Origin of the sequence: Streptomyces sp. C1-1 (assembly GCF_050214755.1) — a bacterium.
In the GTDB taxonomy this organism is placed as follows: Bacteria; Actinomycetota; Actinomycetes; order Streptomycetales; family Streptomycetaceae; genus Streptomyces.
The window spans coordinates 1,528,121-1,546,707 of sequence record NZ_CP189826.1 but is presented as its reverse complement, the minus strand read 5'-3'; the positions used below and the strand labels follow the sequence as shown (position 1 = coordinate 1,546,707).

Below are 18,587 nucleotides of genomic sequence, written 5' to 3'. Positions count from 1 at the left end.
CCCTGCCTGATGGCCCAGTCGGTGGGTATCAAGGACGTCGCCCGTGCCGCCGGAGTCTCCGTCGGCACGGTGTCGAACGTGATCAACCGTCCGGACACGGTCGCCACGGAGACCCGGGCACGGGTGCAGTCCGCCATAGACCGGCTCGGCTACGTCCGCAGCGAGTCCGCGCGCCAGCTGCGCGCGGGCCGCAGCCGGATCATGGGGCTGCTCGTCCTCGACATGGGCAACCCGTTCTTCGTCGACGTCGCCCGCGGTGCCGAGCGCGCCGCCCGCGACGCCGGGCTCGGCGTGATGGTCTGCAACAGCGCGCAGAGCGCCGGCGAGGAGGCCGAGTACCTGTCGCTCTTCGCCGAGCAGCGGGTACGGGGCGTGCTGCTGACCCCCGCCGACGCGACCGGCCGGAACATCGAGACCTTCCGGCGCCACAACATCCCCTTCGTCCTCGTCGACCGGGTCGCCGAGGGCACCACCGAGTGCTCGGTCTCCGTCGACGACGTGGCGGGCGGCGCCCTGGCCGTGCGCCACCTCGTCGACGCCGGGCACCGCTCCATCGCGTACGTCAGCGGCCCGCCCGGCCTCAACCAGGTCCGCGACCGCCGCACGGGCGCCCTGAACGCCCTCGCCGAGGCCGGCCTCGGCCCGGACTGTCTGCGCGAGCTGCCCACCGAACGGCTCGACGTGGCCGCCGGCCGCGACGCGGGCGCCCGCCTGCTCGGCCTCGCCGACCGGCCCACCGCCGTCTTCTGCGCCAACGACCTGCTCGCCCTCGGAGTCCTGCAGGCCATGTACGCGGCCGGCATAAAGGTCCCCGACGACCTCGCCATCGTCGGCTACGACGACATCGAGTTCGCCGCCGCCGCGGCCGTCCCGCTCACCTCCGTACGGCAGCCCGCCGTCACCATGGGTGCCATGGCAGCGGAGCTGCTGCTGGAGGAGACGGAGGCCGAGACCGGCACGACACGGCACGAACACCGGCGGGTCGTGCTCCAGCCGGAGCTCGTGGTACGGCGCTCCAGCCTCTCCGCCCGCTGATCGTCCGTTCAGTAAATTTCATGATCCCGGAGGTCGGCACGGGCCCGGTCATGTGGTGAAGTGGGACGCGGCCAGAAGTCCGTCCGTCCCGGGAGACCCGTTGACCGCCACGTACCGCCAGCCCGGCGTCGTCCTCACCGACCGCCGCTTCACCGTGCCCCTCGACCACGACGACCCGGCCGGGGAGACGATCGAGCTCTACGCCCGTGAGGTCGTCGCGAGCGAGAAGGCGGACCGGAACCTGCCGTGGCTGGTCTATCTCCAGGGCGGTCCGGGCTTCGGAGCCAACAGGTTCGTCGGCAGGCCGTCCTGGCTCGGCCGCGCGCTGAAGGAGTACCGCGTCCTCCTCCTCGACCAGCGCGGCACCGGGCACTCCACCCCCGCCAACCGGCAGACCCTGCCGCTGCGCGGCGGCCCCGCAGAACAGGCCGCCTACCTCACCCACTTCCGCTCCGACTCGATCGTCCGCGACTGCGAGGCCATCCGCCCGGCGGTCACCGGCGGCGCCACCTGGACGGTGCTCGGCCAGAGCTTCGGCGGCTTCTGCGCCGTCAACTACCTCTCACACGCCCCCGAAGGCCTCAGCGCGGCCCTGATCACCGGCGGCCTGCCCTCCCTCGACGCGCACGCCGACGACGTCTACCGCGCCGCCTACCCCCGCGTCGAGCGCAAGGTCGCCGCGCACTACGCCCGCTACCCGCAGGACGTCGAACGCGCCCGCCGCATCGCCGACCACCTCCTCACCCACGAGGTGACCCTGCCGAACGGCTACCACCTCACCGCCGAGGCCTTCCAGACCCTGGGCATCCTCCTGGGCGGCGGCGAGGGCAGCCACCGCCTCCACCACCTCCTGGAGCACGCCTTCGTCCGCACCCCGCACGGCGCGGAGCTCTCCGACGCCTTCCAGGAGGACGTACAGGGCCTGCTGTCGTACGCGAGCCACCCCCTGTACGCCCTCGTCCACGAGGCGATCTACGCCCAGGACGAGCGCCCCACCGCCTGGTCGGCCGAGCGCGTGCGCGGCGAGTTCCCGCAGTTCGACGCGGCCAAGGCGCTCGCCGGCGACGGCCCGCTGCTGTTCACCGGCGAGTCGATCCACCCCTGGATGTTCGACTGCGACCCGGCGCTGCGGCCCCTGCGCGAGACGGCCGACCTGCTCGCACGGCGCACGGACTGGCGCCCCCTCTACGACCCCGCCCGGCTCGCCGCCAACGACGTGCCGGTCGCGGCGGCCGTCTACCACGACGACATGTACGTCGACACGGCCCACGCCCTCCGCACGGCCCGCACCATCAGAGGCCTGCGCACCTGGGTGACCGACGAGTACGAGCACGACGGCGTCCGCGCGGGCGGCCAGCGCGTCCTGGACCGACTCCTCGCCCTCGTCCGCGACGAGGCGTGACCCTGCCTGCCCCGTTAGTCTGCGCCCATGACCGAGCCGACGATCACCCAGCTCCAGCCCCTGCCCGGCGACTGGCGGCGCGCGCTCGCCGTCGTGGCACACCCCGACGACCTCGAGTACGGCTGCTCGGCGGCGATCGCCACCTGGACCGACGAGGGCCGTGAGGTCGCCTACGTGCTCGCGACCCGCGGCGAGGCGGGCATCGACACGCTGGCGCCCGCCGAGTGCGGGCCGCTGCGCGAACGCGAGCAGCGGGCCAGCGCCGCCGTCGTGGGGGTTGCGGAGGTGGAGTTCCTCGACCACCGGGACGGTGTGGTCGAGTACGGCGTCGCACTGCGCCGGGACATCGCCGCAGCGATCCGCCGGCACCGGCCCGAGCTGGTGATCACCCTCAACCACCGGGACACCTGGGGCGGCGTCGCCTGGAACACCCCGGACCACGTGGCCGTCGGGCGGGCCACGCTGGACGCGGCCGCGGACGCGGGCAACCGGTGGATCTTCCCCGAGCTCACCGAGCGGGGACTCGAGCCCTGGGACGGCGTCCGCTGGGTCGCCGTCGCCGGTTCCGCCTCGCCCACGCACGCCGTGGACGCCACGGCCGGTCTGGAGCGGGCGGTGCGCTCACTGCTCGAACACCGCACCTACATCGAGGCGTTGACCGCCGAGGACCCGGAGACGTACGCCCGCGCCTTCCTGACGGAGAACGCCGAGCGGTCGGCGCAGCGGTTCGGCGGCAGGCCGGCGGTGGCGTTCGAGGTGTTCGCCCGGTAGCCCGCAGCGGTGCGGGTCAGGCCGCCACGGCCAGCGGGCCGAGGACACGGTGCGGGTCGACGACCCGGCCGTCCGGCAGCAGCTCACCGGTGTCGTCGAACACGATCGTTCCGTTGCACAGCAGGGTCCAGCCCTGTTCGGGGTGGGACGACACGATCGCGGCGCCGTGATGGAGCGGGCTGTCCGCGGTGGGGCACGGTGGCTGGTGGGTGCACATGGTCCGACTCCTCGATCCGTCCGGCTCCCGCCCGAAGGGGGTTGGTATCCGTGGTACAGCAGCTTGTTTTCCGTTGTATGAGAAGACCCCCACAACGCCGGAAACTCATCGGTGAGGTTCGGCCGCGCGGCAGGGGGCGCGGATCAAATGACGTGATCCGTGAGGGGTGTTCGGACACACTGGCGGAATGCCGCACGCAGAGGAACAGCCGTTGACCGGCGGGAACGTCAGTGCCGGTGTGGTCCGGGTCGGCGACACCGTGCGCCGGCCCGCGGGACCCTGGACGCCGTCGGTGCACGCCCTGCTCACGCACCTGCACGAGGCCGGCTTCCGGTCCGCGCCACGCCCGCTCGGGATCGACGAGCGGGGCCGCGAGGTGCTGGCCTTCGTGCCGGGCGAGGTGGTCTGGCCGGACCGGTTCGCCCTGGTGGAGCCGACGGCGGGGCTGGTCCGGGTGGCGCGCATGATCCGCGACTTCCACGAGGCCGTACAGGACTTCAGACCGCCCCGGGACGCGTGCTGGCAGGTGCTCGTACCCGCCGAGGGCGACGACATCATCGCCCACCAGGACCTGGCGCCCTGGAACCTCGTCGCCGGTGAGAGCGGCTGGGCGTTCATCGACTGGGACACGGCGGCCCCCGGCTCCCGGCTCTGGGACGTCGCCTATGCCGTCCGCGGCTTCGTCCCGCTGTCCGCGCACCCCGACTGGCAGACCCCCGACGCCGCCGCCCGGCTGCGCCTGTTCGCCGACGCATACGGCCTCGACGAGGCCGAACGGCGCGCCCTGGTACCGCTGTTGGGCCGCCGCACCCGCGCGATGCACGACTTCCTGCGGGAGCAGAACGACCTGGGCAACCAGCCCTGGTCCAGGCTCTGGGCCGAGGGGCACGGCGACGCCTGGCGCGGGGACGCCGAGTACGTCGAGATGCGCGAGGAGCAGTGGCTGCGCGCCCTGCTGTCCGGGTGAGCCGTGGATCGCGGGTGGAGGGGAAGCACCGACCCACCTTCGATAAGGTGTGCGATATGCAAGAGGGGACCGTCGGCCGTGCCGACCTGCACGGCGACTGCGCGAACTGCTTCGGACTGTGCTGTGTGGCCCTGCCCTTCGCGGCGTCGGCCGACTTCGCACTCGACAAGCCGGCCGGCACCCCCTGCCCGAACCTCCGCGACGACCACCGCTGCGGCATCCACGCCCGTCTGCGGCAGGAGGGCTTCACCGGCTGCACGGTCTACGACTGCTTCGGCGCCGGCCAGCAGGTCTCGCAGATCACCTTCGGCGGCCAGGACTGGCGCACGGGCCCACGGGAGCGCGCCCGGCAGATGTTCGACGTGTTCCCGGTCGTCCGGCAGCTGCACGAACTGCTCTGGTACCTGACCGAGGCCCTCGAGCTGCCCGCCGCCCGCCCCGTCCACGCCGACCTGCGCCGGGCCCTGGATCAAACACGGGAACTCACCGGCCTGACCTCCGACGAGCTCGCCGGGCTGGACGTCGGCGCCCACCGGCAAGAGGTCAACCTGCTTCTGCTGCGCACCAGCGAACTCGTCCGGGCCGGCGTCCGCGGCCGCAAGAAGGACCGCCGCGGGGCCGACCTCATGGGCGCCCGCCTCAAGGGGGCCGACCTGCGCGGCGCGAACCTGCGCGGCGCCTACCTCATCGCCGCCGACCTGACCGGCGCCGACCTGAGGTACGCGGATCTCATCGGCGCCGACCTGCGGGACGCCGACCTCACCGACGCCGATCTGACCGGGGCGTTCTTCCTCACCCAGCCCCAGCTCACGGCGGCCCGGGGGAGTGCGGGCACCCGTCTGCCGGGCTCAGTCACGCGCCCCGCGCACTGGGCAACGCGACTCTGACGGCGCCTCCTCGTCGGCGTCCGCCGCACCGGCCGTCGTGACCTCGGGCCGCTCCAGCCGCAGCCGCAGCCCGTCCGGCATCAGCGTCAGTCGCTCGGTCACCCGCAGCCGGTAGCCGGGGTCGGGGACGAACGCGTACCGGCGCAGCAGCAGCCCCAGCACCAGCGTCGCCTCGTGCAGCGCGAACTGCCGCCCGATGCACGCCCGTGCCCCCGTGCCGAACGGCTTGAAGGTGTGCGCGGGGCGGGAGCGGACCGCCTTGGGGTCGAAGCGGTCCGGGTCGAACCGTTCGGCGTCGGCCCCCCACGCGGCGGGATCGCGGTGCAGCATCGGCGTGAGCACCAGCGTCCAGGCGCCCCGGAGCATCGGGTGCCGCCCGGCCAGCACGGTGTCCTCCAGCGCCTCCCGGGCGTACGCCGGTGCCGTCGGCCACAGCCGCAGCGACTCGTCCAGGATCCGGCGCACGTAGCGCAGCTTGGCCACCTGGTCGTAGTCGGGCGCCGCGGTGTCGCCCCAGACGCGGTCGACCTCGGCGCGGGCGCGGGCCGCGATCCCGGGGTGGCGGGCGAGGTAGTACAGGGCGAAGGAGAGCGCGCCCGAGGTGGTCTCGTGTCCCGCCACCAGGAAGGTGATGACCTGCCGGCGGACGTTCTCGGCCGACAGCCGCTCGCCCGTCTCGGGGTGGGCCGTCTCCAGCATCCGGTCCAGCAGGTCGCCGTCCCCGCTCGCCGTGCGCCGGGCGCGGACCAGGTCGTCGACGGTGCGGTTGAGGTGGGCGATGTCGGCTTCGTTGCGCTGCGCGGCGCGCCGCAACAAGGCGGGGAAGGGAACGGAGTTGAGCCGCTGGGCGTAGGTGAGCGTGCCCACCATCGCGGTGATGAAGGGATGCGGCCGGTCGCGTTCGAAGGAACCGAAGTCATGGCCGAAACCGGTCCGCGCGATGGTCTCCAGCGTCAGCTTGGTCATGTCGCCGGGCACGTCCACCGCCCGCCCGGCCGCCCGCTCGCGGTCCCAGTGGTCGGTCAGCCGTCCGGCCACGTCCAGCATCATGGGGTGGTAGGCCGCCATGGCCTCCCGGCTGAACCCCGGGGCCAGCACATCGTGCGCGAGCTGCCAGTTCGGTTCGTGGTTGTACGCCGTGAACAGGCCGTCGCCGGCCACCGGCCGCAGGTTGGCGACCCCGAGGCCCACGTGCTTGGCGAACCGCGACTCGTCCGCGAGGTCGGCCACCATATCGGCGCCCCAGACGAATACGAACTCCCGGTTGAACGCCTTGCGCCGGTAGATCGGCCCCAACTGGCGGGCGAAGCGCAGGGAGTCCTGGAGCGGGGTGGCCCGGTTGACCCCGAGCACGTCCCCGAGCAGCGGGATCCGGCGCGGCGGATGCGGGATCCGGCGCAGCTCCGGCCAGCCCTGTTCGGCGCTGCGGAATCCGCCCGGCAGCGTCGGCCTCGTCGTGGTCTCCGCCATCACGCGATCTCCCTTGATCCAGCGGCAGTCGAGCCAGTTGTACGTGGGTTCAATAGCGCGGCCCAGTCTGGGCCCGCTGTTGAATCGACGTCAAGTAAAGTGCGGGGATGGCCGCGAACCCCGGCGGGCGCACGCGCCGCCGACTGAGCACCGAGGAGCGCCGCGAGCAGCTGCTCTCGGTAGGGGCGCGGCTGTTCTCCGAGAGCCCGTACGACGACGTCTGGATCGAGCAGGTCGCCGAGATCGCCGGGGTCTCCCGCGGACTGCTCTACCACTACTTCCCGACCAAGCGGGACTTCTTCCTGGCGGTCGTCGAGCGGGAGAGCGAGCGGATGCTGCAGATGACCGAGGCGGTGCCGGGCGTGCCGGCCCGCGAGCAGCTCACGGCGAACCTGGACATCTTCCTGGAGTACGTCCACGCCCACGCGCACGGCTTCCGCGCCTTCCACCGCGCCGACGCGGCGGGGGACCAGGCCGTACGACGGGTCTACCAGCGGGCGCTCGGGGCGCAGGAGCGGCAGATCCTGGCGGCGCTGGCGCGCGACCCGGAACTCGGCCCGATCGCCCAGGCGCGCCCGGACCTCCGGCTCGCCGTCCGCGGCTGGCTGGCCTTCACCACGGCGGTCTGCCTGGAGTGGCTGCGCGGCTCGGAACTGACGCGCGAGCAGGTGCGCGATCTGTGCGCCCGGGCGCTGCTGGGCGTCATCGCTTCCTGAGCAGGGGCCTGGCCCTCCCTTCTGCGGAGACGGTGTTGGCGTACACCCCGATCTCCGATAAGTTAGGAAAGCCTTACCTAAGGAGGTCTGGGATGGGTGACAGCCGAAGCTGGACGGCCGCGCCCGCCGCGGCGGAACGGGCACGCTCGGTGCAGGCCGCGGCGTGGTCCTGCGCGATCACCGCGGAGGGCGGACGCGAGGAGTTCGTCGGCGCGCACACCGTGACCGAGGACGGCCGGGTGCTGGTGAGCGTGCCCGAGGACAGCGCGCTGCTCGCGACCGCGATCTTCGCACCCCGCGGGGAGCCGTCCGCCGTGCTGGAGTTCGCCGACGTGGCACCCGTCCCCGTGCGCCACCGCATCCGGGCCAGGCTGTGGACGGCGGGGTCCTTCACCCCCGAGGGCGACCGCCTGGCGTTCCGGCCGACCCGGATCGTGCTGCGGGAGTCCTCGGGCGCGGTGGTCGTCGGCCTCGACGAGTTCGCCGCCGCCGCGCCCGACCCGCTGGCACTGGCCGAGGCCCACCTGCTGACCCACCTCGCGGACTGCCACGCCGACGCGGTCGAGCGCCTGACGCGCCTCGTCGACCCCGGCAGCCTGCACGGCGCGGTCCGCGTCCAGCCGCTCGCCGTCGACCGGCACGGCCTGACGCTGCGCATCGAACGCGCCCGCACCCACGGCGACGTACGCCTGCCGTTCCACACGCCCGCCGACGACGTCGCGCAACTCACCGAGCGCATGCACGTCCTGCTCGGACAGGCCGCTGCCGCCGCCTGTCCCCGCGCCCTACAACGGCAGCGCACAGACCGCGACCGGTGAGGCGAACGGCTCGCCCGCCGACCGCAGTTCACCGCTGTCGTCGTCCACGTGGAAGACGCTGACGGTGCCCGACCTCTGGTTCGCCGCGAACAGCAGCGTGCCGTCCGGGGAGAAGGCGATCTGACGGGGGAAGTCACCGGCCACCGAAACCGTGCCCAGCAGCCGCAGCCGGGCGCCGTCCCGCTCGATCGCGTACCGCGCGAGGGTGTTGTCGCCGCGGTTGGCGAGATAGGCGTACGAGCCGTTCGCGGTGACCAGGATCTGTGCGGGGTAGTTGGTGCCCCCGCCGGAGCCCGTCGACTGCGGCTCGCCGATCGTCAGACGGCCGGTGGACGGCTCGTAGGCGCAGACCGTGACCGTGTCGTCGACCTCGTTGGCCAGGTAGGCGTGGCGGCCGCCCGGGTGGAAGGTGAGGTGCCGCGGACCGGCGCCCGGCTTCGCCCCGGCCCGCGCGACCTCGGTGAGTTTGCCGGTGCGCTCGTCGAGGCGGTAGGTGTACACCGTGTCCGTGCCCAGGTCCACGGCGAGCACATGGCCGCCGTCGGGGCTGGTGATGAACTGGTGGGCGTGCGGCCCCTGTTGACCGGGTCCCGGGGCCGGGCTGGAGTGCGTGACCAGGTCGGTGCGCTCGCCGAGGCCGCCCGAGCCGGTGATGGGGTGCACGGCCACGCTGCCCGATCCGTAGTTGGCGCTCAGCAGCCAGCGGCCGCTCGGATGCACCGACAGATGGCACGGGCCCGCCCCGCCGGTGCTGCGGCTGCCGAGGACCTCGCGGTCGGCCAGGCGCACGGCCGTCACCGCGCCGGCGTCCTGCTCGTCGACCGCGTAGAGCGTGTGCGCGTCGGGGTGCAGGGCGAGGTAGGACGGATTGGCGACCCCCGTCACGGTCCCGGTGCCGGTGATGCGGCCGGTCGACGGGTCGTAGGTGGCGAGGCCGATGCCCTTGCCGCCGCCCTCGACGCTCGTGTAGGTGCCGAGGAAGAGGGGGCGGGGGCCGGACGGCTTCGTCCTCGGGCTCGGGGTGGTCGCCGGCGCGGGTTGCGCAGGCGCCGAGGAGGTTGCCGCGTGCCGTGGCACCGAGGCGCTCTCGGCGTTCCTGGGCGGTGCGGGGGCCGGGAGCGCCGTCACCGCGCCGAGCCCGGCGAGCGCGCCGACGAAACGGCGCCTGCTCCAGCCGCCGCCCGCCGCCCGTGTCCCACTGCCCATGCCCGCACCTCGCGTGGTCGCCCGCCTCCGCCTGACAAGCCACCTTGACGCGAAAGCCCCACCGCACGCAAACAACGACCCCACGTGTTGCACGCTGTGCAACATCCGGGCAGGCCTCCCGGCCACCTTCCGCCACGCCCCGTCCCGGCGTGCCCGTGAGTGACCTGCCGGGCGTGGCTGGCCCCGCCCGGGCTCGTGGTCACGGCCTCCCGGCCACCGCCCGCCACCATTGGTGGCCCGTCCCTCCCGGAAGTGCGGCGCCGGGCGCCGGCTCGTAGCCGCCCGGGCTCCGGGGAACGCCCTGTCAGTCGACGTCCGGGCGCGCGCCCCACCCGTCACAGCCCGGGTCGGGCCCTACCAGTCGCCGTCCTCCACCGGCTTGCCCGGGGCGTCCTTGAGGGGTTTGACCTGGTGCGGGGGCGGAGCCTGCCAGGGGTCGTGGTCGTCGCCGAGCCAGTCGCCGACCGGTTTGACGGCCTCCAGGGTGTCGGTGGGGGAGAGGTCCTGCCCGTCCTGGTCGTAGTAGTCGTACCAGGGCAGGCCGGCGCGGGTGTAGGCGGCGCGGTCCACCGGTGACGGCGGGGGCTCCTCGCCGGTGATGCGGCGCCATTCCGGGGGCGTCACCAGGTGCACGAAGACCCGGCCGGCGGCCTGCTCGGACCAGTCGTCGAGCGGCCGGTCGTCCTGGTAGACCTCCTGCCGCATGGAGCCGCCGACGCCGAGCCCCATGGCCGCCGGGGCCCGCGGCGCCCGAGCCGCGGCGGGCGCGGGCGCCGAGCCCGGAGCCGGCGCCGCCATCGGCATCGCGGCCATCCCGTAGCCCCCGCCCGGCGCGGCAGCCCGCTCCCGGGCGAGCTCCGCGCGGCGCCGCTCCGCCTCCCGCCACTCGGCCAGTTTCCGCTCGCGCAGCGGGAAGGACTGCAGCTGTACGCCGCCCCACACCTCCTCGCCGGTGACCTGGCCCTCGACGGTCGCCCCCAGCCCCAGCGGCACCGCCACGAACTGACGGACGGTGCCCTTGCCCGAGTTGATGCCGTCCAGCCAGGGCTGACGCGGCAGTACGACGTAGTTCTGCGGCTTGCGCGAGAGCCGGTCGCTCCACGGCGTGCCCGAGACCGCGCACACCTTGCCCACCCCGACCTGGAGGGCGGCGGGCTCGGTCGTACCCGAGAAACTCAGCCACATCGCCTCACGCAGGTACACCGGCAGCATCACCCCGCCGCGCGCACGCCACGCCTCGGGCACCGTGTCCGGACAGCCCGCCACTCGCCGGAGCGGGAACTCGCCCAGCCCCGGCGGCAGCGGATGCGTCCCCGTCTCGGGCAGCCGCAGGGTGCGCACGAAGCGCACCGCCACCCCGCCCGGCAGCCGCAGAGTGTTCCCGTCGATCCGCACGCCGCTGTCGGCCATCGGCCCGCCCCCTTCGCCTTTCCGCTGCCGGGGAAACGTACGCCTCCCCGGTGACCACATCACCTGGAACGACGCCGGGCACCCGCGCGGTTCCGGCGCAGCACCTCGGGAACGCGCAGCAGGCCGGAGTCGCGCAGGCTCTCGCGCAGCCCGGTCAGCCGCGGCATGCGCTCGCGCTGCTCGCCGGAGGCGCGGTCCAGCTCCTCCAGCAGCCGGCGCGAGCGGTGCTCGGTGTCCATCTCGTCGAGGATGCGGTTGACCTCGGTCAGCACCGCGCCGTGCAGCTGCCAGCTGCGCGCGTCGCGCTGGACCTCCTCCAGCAGCAGCTGGGCCAGCTTGTCCCGGGTCGTCCCGGCCTGGCGCAGCTCCGCGGCCAGCCGCGCCTCGGCCGACTCGGCACTGACGCTGACGCTGGTGGTGACCAGGACCGCGAAGCTGACCACCGCGTCCGCGATCTCGGACAGCAGCCGCTCCACGGCGGCTCCCGTCTCCCGTGCGAACAGCGGCTCCGGATCGCGCTCCTTGGCGAGGTCGGTGAAGGTACGGGCCAGCACCCGCAGCACCACCGTGCAGATCTCCAGCGTGTCCAGCCCGGTGCGCAGCACCACCCGGTGCAGCAGTCCCTCGCGCACGCGCGGATTGAGCCGCAGACTGTCCTCGGCCTGCCGCAGTGCCGCGTCCACCTCGACGATGTCGTGGTCGAGGCGGCGCGCCTCGTACAGCCGCTCGGTCGCGTGCTCGACCGGCGTGCGCCCGGCGGCCTCCTCGCCCATGCGCAGCATCAGCTGCCGCACCCGCCTGGCCAGTCCCTCGATCGACTCGCCCGCCTCGTCCACCCATACCGGTGGCGCGAGGAGCAGATTGCAGGCCATGCCGACGACCGCGCCGATCAGCGTCTCCACGATCCGGGCCCACGCGGTGTCGCCGACGGTCGTGACGCCGAGGACCAGCATGGCGCTGATCGCCACTTCGGGGACGTACTCCTCGACCCGCACCAGCCGCCCCACCGCGAGCGCCGCCACGATCAGCAGCGCGAGGCTCCACCAGGTCAGACCGACCAGCTGGCTGAAGGCGATCGCGACCAGGACGCCGGCCACCACCGAGTTGACCCGGCGGATGCCGTTGGTGAGCGTGGCGTACAGGGTGACCTGGACGACCAGCAGCGCGGTGAGCGGCGCGGTCAGCGGGGCCGCCTCGGGACTCAGCCGCAGCGCGACGACGTACGCCACCGTCGCCGCGACGGCCGACCGAAGCGTCTGCACCACCACCGGGTCGCGGCGGCGCTTCACGTACCGGACGAGGGACGCCCTCCACTCACGTACATCTGGCACTACGGGCCGTTCCCTTTCCACTGCCTCGAACACGTACGACGTTCCCCTTGCGGACCGTCACTTTCCGCAAGGGCACCTAGATTGTTGGCGACGGCCGGCGGACGGCAAGAGGGGAGAACGGTGATGGCGGACACCCGGGACTTCGAGGTTCTCACACGTGCGCACTCCTATCTCGGCGACGTCGTCGCCGCGGTGCCCGAGTCGGCGTGGGGAGCGCCGACTCCCTGTACCGAGTGGACCGTGCGGCAGGTCCTCAATCACGCCCGGATCGACCAGCAGGGCTATGGCCTCGCGCTCACCGGCGGCCGGCCGGACTCCGACCCCTTCCACCCGGCCGACGCCCTGGACGGGGACCCGGTGGCCGAGCTCGGCAAGGTGCTGAGCCAGGTCGCCGAGGCCTATGCCGCGCTGTCCGCGGACGCCGAGCGGGCGCCGACGCCGCTCGGCCCGCTGCCTCCGCCGATCGCCGCGGCTGCGGCCGCCATGGACGCGGCCGTGCACGCCTGGGACATCGCCGTGGCCACGGGCCAGGACCGTCCGCTGGACGTGGAGCCGGCCGAGGGGATCTGGCCGGCGGCGGAGCGGCTCGTGGACCATCTCCGCGACTCCTACCAGGTCTTCGCACCCGCGAGGCCGCTCCCGGACGGCCACGACCGGGCCGAGGCGCTGCTGGCCTTCCTCGGCCGGGATCCGCACTGGACCCCGTGACCCGGCCGGCACACGGCCCGCCCGCAAATGAGTTGCGGATACCCCCTCCGATGAGTGATCTCTTGGGGAGGACGTCCGCACTCACGAAGGGGAGCCGGTGGAGTCGAGCGAGCTCGCGTCAGCCCGGGCACTGCGAGCGCTGCGGCACGTGGCCGCGCGTTCCCGCGGCCCGGCCGTCGGCCCCGGGCCGCGGACCACGCTGAACTTCCATCCCGACCGGGCGGCCGGCGGGCTGCCCATCCTGCGGGCCCTGGCCCAGGACGGCGCCTACCACTCGCAGTTCGTCACGGGCACCGGCAACGGCGGCCTCACCGCGCACCCCGGCGGCGACCGGTGGCGCTGGGAGAGCCGGATCTTCGGCGGCGCCTACGACGATGCCGACCCGCACGAGCGGCCGGTGTACGGCGCGCTGAACTTCCGGCGCCAAGTGGTGGGCGCCGCCCCGCGGTTCGGCTCCTCGCACTTCCGGCTCACCGCCGACACCGTGGACCGGACCACCTTCTGCTACCCCGACAGCGCCGCCGAGCCGACCGATTTCGGGATCGCCGCCGGCATGTCGCTGATCGCGCTCGCCGAGGCGGACGAGCAGGACGCCCTCAACGACTACGTCGAGGCGCAGGTGCACGGCGGCGTCCTGCTCGACCGGCACGTCGAGGCGCTCGTCCTGGACGCGAGCTACCGCGGCACCGCCGTCGAGGCCGAGGCCCGCCGGCTGCCCTGCCCCCTCGAATGGCACCCCGGCTACCGCCTCACGGTGGAACAGCTGCGCGAGCACGCGGACTACCGAGGGCCCGAGTACGCCGCCCTCGGCGCCCGGATCGCCCAGGACGGCCGGATCGACCCGCGGATCATCGGCGACGCCGCCCGCACCGGCCGGCACGAGCCGCAGGACCTGAAGATGGTGTGGCACACCCTCGCCCGCTTCGGCGCTCCGGAGGGCGCGGGCACCGCCTACGCGTCCGGCGGCCACACCCCGGGGGTGAACGCGCCGAGCGCGTAGGCGCGTGCCACCAGCCCGGTGCGGTTCGGCGCGCCCCAGCGTGCCGACAGCCGCCGCAGGTGACAGGTGACGCCGTCCGTCGTCAGGCCGGTCTCCTTGACGGCCCGCGGTGGTCGCGCCCCCGGCCGGCAGCGCCACCCCCCTTCATGCGACGGCGCGCGAACCTGTCCGCGGGTGCCTCGCTACACCGCCAGCCAGGCCGCGTGGTCGGGCGCGAGCACACCGTCCTCGACGGGGCCGCTCGCCAGCAGCAGCGAGGTGTGCGCGGGCAGCCGGTACCCCTCGGACGACAGGTTGACGGCGCACACGAACCCGGGCTCGCGAGCGAACACGAGCACGCCGGCCGGGGCGTCGAGCCAGGTCAGGTCGCCGTCGCCGAGTGCGGGATGCTCTCGGCGCAGCCGCAGGGCGGCGCGGTACAGCTCCAGCATCGAGTGCTCGTCGCCCCGCTGCTCGGCGACCCCGCGGCCGGCCCAGGCCGCCGGCTGGGGCAGCCATGGCTCGGCCCGCGCGCCGTCCGGAGCGAAGCCGTACGGCGGGCTCGAACCCGACCACGGGATCGGCACCCGGCAGCCGTCGCGCCCGCGGTCGGTGTGCCCGGAGCGCTCCCAGACCGGGTCCTGGAGCACGGACTCCGGCAGGTCCTCGACCTCCGGCAGGCCCAGTTCCTCGCCCTGGTAGACGTAGGCGCCGCCGGGCAGGGCGAGCATCAGCAGGGCGGCCGCGCGGGCCCTGAGCGTGCCCAGTTCCAGGTCCAGGGGGCCCTCGGGCCGGTAGGGCTCGTTCACCGTCCACCGCTTGACCGTCTTGCGGCCGTAGCGGCTGGGATGGCGTACGACGTCGTGGTTGGAGAGCACCCAGGTGGCCGGCGCGCCCACCGCGCCGAGCATGGCGAGGGAGCCGTCGATGACGGCCCGCAGGTCCTCGGCGTCCCAACTGGACATCAGGAAGTCGAAGTTGAACGCCGTGTGCAGGCCGTCGGCGCGGACGTAGGCGGCGAGCCGTTCGGGGGTGTCCGCCCAGGCCTCGGCGACGAACGAGCGGTCGCCGGGGAACTCGTCGGCCACCCGGCGCCAGGACCGGTAGATGTCGTGCACCTCGTCACGGTCCCAGTGCGGGTGGTCCAGATGCCGCCGCGGCCCCCTCTCCTGGACGGCCGGTGGCAGGTCGGGCAGCTCCGGGTGCTTGATCAGTCCGTGCGCGACGTCGATCCGGAATCCGTCCACGCCCCGGCCGAACCAGAACCGGAGGATCGACTCGAACTCGGCGCGGACCTCCGGGTGCTGCCAGTTGAGGTCGGGCTGCTCGGGGGCGAACAGATGCAGATACCACTCGCCGTCGGGCAGCCGGGTCCAGGCCGGACCGCCGAAGCAGGAGACCCAGTCGTTGGGCGGTTCGGCGCCGTCGGGCCCGCGGCCGGGCCGGAAGACGTAGCGCTCCCGCTCCGGGCTGCCCGGTCCGGCCGCCACCGCGGCCCGGAACCACGCGTGCTGGTCGGAGGTGTGGTTGGGCACGATGTCGGGGATGACGCGGATGCCGTGCTCGTGCGCTTCCTCGATCAGCCGCTCGGCCTCCTCCAGCGTGCCGAACAGCGGGTCGATCTCCCGGTAGTCGGCGACGTCGTAGCCGTGGTCGGCCATCGGTGACCGGTACCAGGGGTTGATCCAGACGGCGTCGACGCCGAGCCACTTCAGATACGGCAGCCGGGAGCGGATGCCGGCGATGTCGCCGACACCGTCGCCGTTCCCGTCGGCGAAGCTGCGGATGTAGACCTGGTAGATGACGGCATCGCGCCACCAAGGTACGGCGGAGGTGGACATTCGGTGCGTGCTCCTCGGTCGTGACAACGCTTGCAAGCCTGAGGGTTCCTGCGTGGACCGTCAATGCGTTACGGGTCAGTAATGCCCTGGCAGCGCTGTCACGAGCCACGTACACCTGTGCTAGCGTCCGCCCATGCCGCCCGCCCGACGGCACCCCACGATGGCCGACGTCGCCGAACGCGCCGGGGTCTCCGTCTCCACCGTCTCGCGCACCCTGCGCGGGCTGTCGAACGTCTCGCCCGACGTACGCGCCCGGGTGGAGAACGCCGCCCGCGCGCTGAACTTCGCCGTCTCCCGGCACGCCTCCAGCCTGGTGACCGGCCGGACCGGCGTTGTCGCGGCGCTCGTGCCCACCCTGGACTCGTGGTTCATGGGCTCGGCCCTGTCCGCCCTCGGCCCCCTGCTGCGGGCCGCGGACCTGGAGCTCACCGTCTACGTCACACCGGACCTGGCCGAACGCGCCGCGTTCTTCGAGCGGTTGCCGGCCCGGCGCAACGCCGACGCCCTGCTGGTGTTCTGCTTCGACCTCACCGACGCGGAGAGCGCACGCCTCGACGACCTCGGCATGCCCGTCGTCTACGTCAGCCAGCACGCCGACGGGCGGCCGAGCGTGTACGTCGACGACGGTGCCGCGGCCCGGGCCGGCACCCGGCACCTGCTCAACCTCGGGCACCGCCGCATCGCCTTCATGCAGAGCGCGGGCCCCACCGGCTTCTCCTTCAGCTCGCACGAGCGGCTCCTCGGCCACCGGCGGGCGCTCACCGAGGCGGGCGTCCCCCTGGACGACTCCCTCGTGGTGGCGGCGCCGGCCGGGGACCGGCGCGCCGTCGCCGAGGCCCTGGGGCAGCTGCTCGGCCTGCGCGAACCGCCCACCGCGGTCTTCGCCGAACAGGACGAGCTCGCCGTCTCACTGATCTGGACCCTGCGCAGGTCCAGGATCGAGGTGCCCGAGCGGATGTCCGTCCTCGGCTTCGACGACCAGCCGGTCGCCGAGCTGTTCGACCTGACGACGGTGGCGCAGTCGCCCGCCGACATGGGCCGGGAGGCCGGTGAACTGGTCCTGCGCCTGATCGCCGACCCCGACGCCGACCCCGCCCGGCACCTCCTGCTGCCGACCCGCCTCATCCCCCGCGGCAGCACCGCCCCGGCACCCGGCGCGGACACCGACTGACCTCCCGCGCAAGCCCTTCGGCGAGGTCTTGACCACATGATCAGGTAGTGCGGCGGCGCGGTCCGCCCGTCTTCCTCGACGAACCTTGAGCGCGGTACTCCCGTACCGCGAAAGGCAGTTGCCTCCGCGCCGGTGATCATGATCGCGGCCGGTACGGGCCTGGCCCCCTTCCGCGGAGCCGTCGCCGACCGCGTGGCAGCACTCGCCACGGGAGCCGAACTCGCCCCCGCGCTCTGCCACTTCGGCTGCGACGCGCCCGAGGCGACTTCCTGCACGCCGACGAACCGCGCGCCGCCGAGACCGCCGGCGCCGTGTAGCTGCGCCCCGCCTTCAGTACCGCGGACACCTTCGTGCAGCACCGCGTGGCCGCCGAGGCGGGCGAGGTCTGGGAGCTGCTCGGTGCGGGGGCCCAGGTGTACGTCTGCGGAGACGGTTCGAAAATGGCGCCCGGCGTGCGGGAGGCGTTCCGTACGCTGTACCGGCACCACGTGCCGGGTGCGGACGACGCGGCGGCCGTGAAGTGGCTCGACACGGTGATCGCGGACGGCCGTTACGTCGAGGACGTGTACGCGGCCGGCTGACCGAGGGGAGAGGTGGGCGCACGGTGGTGGACTCCTGGGAACGGGCCCGGCGCATCCTCCGGGACGCGGGCATCCCTCCCGGGCGGCTGGCCCGCCTGCGCCCCCTCGCCGGCGGCACGTACAACACCGTCGAGGAGCTCACCCTCACCGACGGCGGCCGCCACGTGCTCAAGGCCGCGCCGGACGCCCCGGGGCTGAGTCACGAGAGACGGCTCCTCGTCGCCGAGGCGGAGTTCTACCGCGGCGCCGAGGCGGCCGGGGTGCCGGCGCCCCGCCTGCTCGCGCTGGACGAGGACGGCGGCGTACTGCTGATGACGGCATCGCCCGGCACCCCCTGGGACGCCTCGCTCACCGAAGCCGAACGGCCCCCTCTGCGACGGGAGTTGGGGCGGCACGTGGCCGCCCTGCACCGGGTCGTCGGACCCGCCTTCGGCTATCCCTCCGGCGCGCTCGGCCCGCTGGCCGCGGACTGGCGGACCGCCTTCACCGGGATGCTCGACGCCGTCCTCGACGACGCCCGCCGCTTCGGCGCCCGGCTGCCGAGGCCCGTCGACGAGGTGGCCCGCACGCTGGAGGCCGCCCACGGCGCGCTCGACGAGGTCACCGTCCCCGCCCTCGTCCACTTCGACCTGTGGGACGGCAACATCCTCGTGGACCGCTCGGCCGGCTCCGCGCGGGTCGGCGGCCTCATCGACGGCGAGCGCATGTTCTGGGGCGACCCGCTGGCCGAGTTCGTCTCCCTGGCGCTGCTCGGGGACATCAGGAAGGACGAGGCGTTCCTCTCCGGCTACCGGGAGGCGGGCGGACGGGCCGAGTTCGACAGCCCGGCGCTGCTCCGCCTCGCCCTCTACCGCGCCTATCTCTACCTGATCATGCTGGTGGAGACGGTGCCGCGGGCGATGGGGGAGGAGCACGTCAGGTGGCGGGACGAGGCGGTCGCGCCGGAGCTCGTCGCGGCCCTGGACGGCATCCGGGAACACGCCTCTTAGCTCACATCGTGAACTAAGGGTTGGAGGAATGTCGCGCCGGACCCGCCCGCAGAGGTATGTTGCAGGTCGGCAGGGTTCGGAAGGAGCC

Annotated in this window: 17 protein-coding genes and 2 pseudogenes; 12 read left to right on the top strand and 7 right to left on the bottom strand. The window is 73.7% G+C overall.

Annotation, left to right across the window (positions count from 1 at the left end):
- The first annotated feature begins 9 nt into the window (after positions 1-9).
- The 3 genes from ACQF4J_RS07050 to ACQF4J_RS07040 all read left to right on the top strand — a co-directional run bounded on the left by ACQF4J_RS07050 (position 10) and on the right by ACQF4J_RS07040 (position 3,208).
- Positions 10-1,035, top strand: coding sequence for a LacI family DNA-binding transcriptional regulator (locus tag ACQF4J_RS07050; protein ID WP_351581511.1), 1,026 nt, complete (start codon positions 10-12; stop codon positions 1,033-1,035).
- 100 nt (positions 1,036-1,135) lie between these two features.
- On the top strand, positions 1,136-2,437 hold the full coding sequence (locus ACQF4J_RS07045) for an alpha/beta fold hydrolase (RefSeq protein ID WP_351581509.1): 1,302 nt from the start codon (positions 1,136-1,138) through the stop codon (positions 2,435-2,437).
- Between the two features lie 27 nt (positions 2,438-2,464).
- On the top strand, positions 2,465-3,208 hold the full coding sequence (locus ACQF4J_RS07040; protein ID WP_351581508.1) for a PIG-L deacetylase family protein: 744 nt from the start codon (positions 2,465-2,467) through the stop codon (positions 3,206-3,208).
- Positions 3,209-3,224: 16 nt separating this feature from the next.
- Here ACQF4J_RS07040 and ACQF4J_RS07035 read toward each other — a convergent pair whose 3' ends face one another.
- Positions 3,225-3,425, bottom strand: a complete 201-nt coding sequence (locus ACQF4J_RS07035) for a DUF5999 family protein (RefSeq protein WP_351581506.1) — start codon at positions 3,423-3,425, stop codon at positions 3,225-3,227.
- A 187-nt stretch (positions 3,426-3,612) separates the two neighbouring features.
- Here ACQF4J_RS07035 and ACQF4J_RS07030 point away from each other — a divergent pair, with 187 nt between their 5' ends.
- Together ACQF4J_RS07030 and ACQF4J_RS07025 are read left to right on the top strand one after the other, a co-directional pair.
- A complete protein-coding gene (locus ACQF4J_RS07030) occupies positions 3,613-4,392 on the top strand; it encodes a phosphotransferase enzyme family protein (RefSeq protein WP_351581504.1) in 780 nt (259 codons plus the stop codon).
- Between the two features lie 56 nt (positions 4,393-4,448).
- On the top strand, positions 4,449-5,279 hold the full coding sequence (locus tag ACQF4J_RS07025) for a pentapeptide repeat-containing protein (RefSeq protein WP_427165135.1): 831 nt from the start codon (positions 4,449-4,451) through the stop codon (positions 5,277-5,279).
- On the opposite strand, the gene ACQF4J_RS07020 is transcribed toward ACQF4J_RS07025, so the two are convergent.
- Positions 5,241-6,749 carry a cytochrome P450 gene (locus ACQF4J_RS07020; RefSeq protein WP_427165133.1) on the bottom strand — a complete coding sequence of 503 codons (1,509 nt, stop codon included), beginning with the start codon at positions 6,747-6,749 and terminating at the stop codon, positions 5,241-5,243. The genes ACQF4J_RS07025 and ACQF4J_RS07020 overlap by 39 nt on opposite strands.
- Before the next feature lie 107 nt (positions 6,750-6,856).
- Between ACQF4J_RS07020 and ACQF4J_RS07015 the strand changes: the two genes are divergently transcribed.
- Positions 6,857-7,465, top strand: coding sequence for a TetR/AcrR family transcriptional regulator (locus ACQF4J_RS07015; protein WP_351581499.1), 609 nt, complete (start codon positions 6,857-6,859; stop codon positions 7,463-7,465).
- Between the two features lie 92 nt (positions 7,466-7,557).
- Entirely contained in the window at positions 7,558-8,283 is a 726-nt protein-coding gene (locus tag ACQF4J_RS07010; protein ID WP_427165130.1) for a DUF2470 domain-containing protein, read from the top strand.
- Here the strand turns inward: ACQF4J_RS07010 and ACQF4J_RS07005 are convergent.
- The 3 genes from ACQF4J_RS07005 to ACQF4J_RS06995 all read right to left on the bottom strand — a co-directional run bounded on the left by ACQF4J_RS07005 (position 8,251) and on the right by ACQF4J_RS06995 (position 12,230).
- Positions 8,251-9,489 (bottom strand): beta-propeller fold lactonase family protein, encoded by a 1,239-nt coding sequence (locus ACQF4J_RS07005; RefSeq protein ID WP_427165128.1) that lies wholly within the window; start codon positions 9,487-9,489, stop codon positions 8,251-8,253. The genes ACQF4J_RS07010 and ACQF4J_RS07005 overlap by 33 nt on opposite strands.
- Before the next feature lie 354 nt (positions 9,490-9,843).
- On the bottom strand, positions 9,844-10,899 hold the full coding sequence (locus ACQF4J_RS07000; protein WP_427165126.1) for a hypothetical protein: 1,056 nt from the start codon (positions 10,897-10,899) through the stop codon (positions 9,844-9,846).
- 59 nt (positions 10,900-10,958) lie between these two features.
- Positions 10,959-12,230 (bottom strand): FUSC family protein, encoded by a 1,272-nt coding sequence (locus ACQF4J_RS06995; protein ID WP_351581491.1) that lies wholly within the window; start codon positions 12,228-12,230, stop codon positions 10,959-10,961.
- A 123-nt stretch (positions 12,231-12,353) separates the two neighbouring features.
- On the opposite strand from ACQF4J_RS06995, the gene ACQF4J_RS06990 reads away from it, so the two are divergent.
- Positions 12,354-12,938 (top strand): TIGR03086 family metal-binding protein, encoded by a 585-nt coding sequence (locus ACQF4J_RS06990; protein WP_351806717.1) that lies wholly within the window; start codon positions 12,354-12,356, stop codon positions 12,936-12,938.
- Between the two features lie 97 nt (positions 12,939-13,035).
- Positions 13,036-13,938 carry a DUF3626 domain-containing protein gene (locus tag ACQF4J_RS06985; protein ID WP_427165123.1) on the top strand — a complete coding sequence of 301 codons (903 nt, stop codon included), beginning with the start codon at positions 13,036-13,038 and terminating at the stop codon, positions 13,936-13,938.
- Here the strand turns inward: ACQF4J_RS06985 and ACQF4J_RS06980 are convergent.
- Positions 13,890-14,082 (bottom strand): annotated as a pseudogene (locus tag ACQF4J_RS06980) (diguanylate cyclase); the annotation flags it as partial. The gene ACQF4J_RS06985 and the pseudogene ACQF4J_RS06980 overlap by 49 nt on opposite strands.
- A gap of 38 nt (positions 14,083-14,120) precedes the next feature.
- Positions 14,121-15,758 (bottom strand): glycoside hydrolase family 13 protein, encoded by a 1,638-nt coding sequence (locus ACQF4J_RS06975; protein WP_351806719.1) that lies wholly within the window; start codon positions 15,756-15,758, stop codon positions 14,121-14,123.
- A gap of 133 nt (positions 15,759-15,891) precedes the next feature.
- On the opposite strand from ACQF4J_RS06975, the gene ACQF4J_RS06970 reads away from it, so the two are divergent.
- From ACQF4J_RS06970 to ACQF4J_RS06960, 3 genes and pseudogenes are all read left to right on the top strand, one after another.
- Complete coding sequence (locus tag ACQF4J_RS06970; RefSeq protein ID WP_351581478.1) at positions 15,892-16,929, top strand: LacI family DNA-binding transcriptional regulator; 1,038 nt, start codon at positions 15,892-15,894, stop codon at positions 16,927-16,929.
- 123 nt (positions 16,930-17,052) lie between these two features.
- Positions 17,053-17,510: pseudogene (locus tag ACQF4J_RS06965) on the top strand (reductase); the annotation flags it as partial.
- Positions 17,511-17,533: 23 nt separating this feature from the next.
- Entirely contained in the window at positions 17,534-18,499 is a 966-nt protein-coding gene (locus tag ACQF4J_RS06960; protein ID WP_351806721.1) for a phosphotransferase family protein, read from the top strand.
- Positions 18,500-18,587: the final 88 nt, after the last annotated feature.

Coding starts and splice junctions, on each gene's coding strand:
- ACQF4J_RS07050 (WP_351581511.1), top strand. CDS start 10: ATGGCCCAGTCGGTGGGTATCAAGGACGTCGCCCGTGCCGCCGGAGTC.
- ACQF4J_RS07040 (WP_351581508.1), top strand. CDS start 2,465: ATGACCGAGCCGACGATCACCCAGCTCCAGCCCCTGCCCGGCGACTGG.
- ACQF4J_RS07035 (WP_351581506.1), bottom strand. CDS start 3,425: ATGTGCACCCACCAGCCACCGTGCCCCACCGCGGACAGCCCGCTCCAT.
- ACQF4J_RS07030 (WP_351581504.1), top strand. CDS start 3,613: ATGCCGCACGCAGAGGAACAGCCGTTGACCGGCGGGAACGTCAGTGCC.
- ACQF4J_RS07025 (WP_427165135.1), top strand. CDS start 4,449: ATGCAAGAGGGGACCGTCGGCCGTGCCGACCTGCACGGCGACTGCGCG.
- ACQF4J_RS07020 (WP_427165133.1), bottom strand. CDS start 6,749: ATGGCGGAGACCACGACGAGGCCGACGCTGCCGGGCGGATTCCGCAGC.
- ACQF4J_RS07015 (WP_351581499.1), top strand. CDS start 6,857: ATGGCCGCGAACCCCGGCGGGCGCACGCGCCGCCGACTGAGCACCGAG.
- ACQF4J_RS07010 (WP_427165130.1), top strand. CDS start 7,558: ATGGGTGACAGCCGAAGCTGGACGGCCGCGCCCGCCGCGGCGGAACGG.
- ACQF4J_RS07005 (WP_427165128.1), bottom strand. CDS start 9,489: ATGGGCAGTGGGACACGGGCGGCGGGCGGCGGCTGGAGCAGGCGCCGT.
- ACQF4J_RS07000 (WP_427165126.1), bottom strand. CDS start 10,899: ATGGCCGACAGCGGCGTGCGGATCGACGGGAACACTCTGCGGCTGCCG.
- ACQF4J_RS06990 (WP_351806717.1), top strand. CDS start 12,354: ATGGCGGACACCCGGGACTTCGAGGTTCTCACACGTGCGCACTCCTAT.
- ACQF4J_RS06975 (WP_351806719.1), bottom strand. CDS start 15,758: ATGTCCACCTCCGCCGTACCTTGGTGGCGCGATGCCGTCATCTACCAG.
- ACQF4J_RS06970 (WP_351581478.1), top strand. CDS start 15,892: ATGCCGCCCGCCCGACGGCACCCCACGATGGCCGACGTCGCCGAACGC.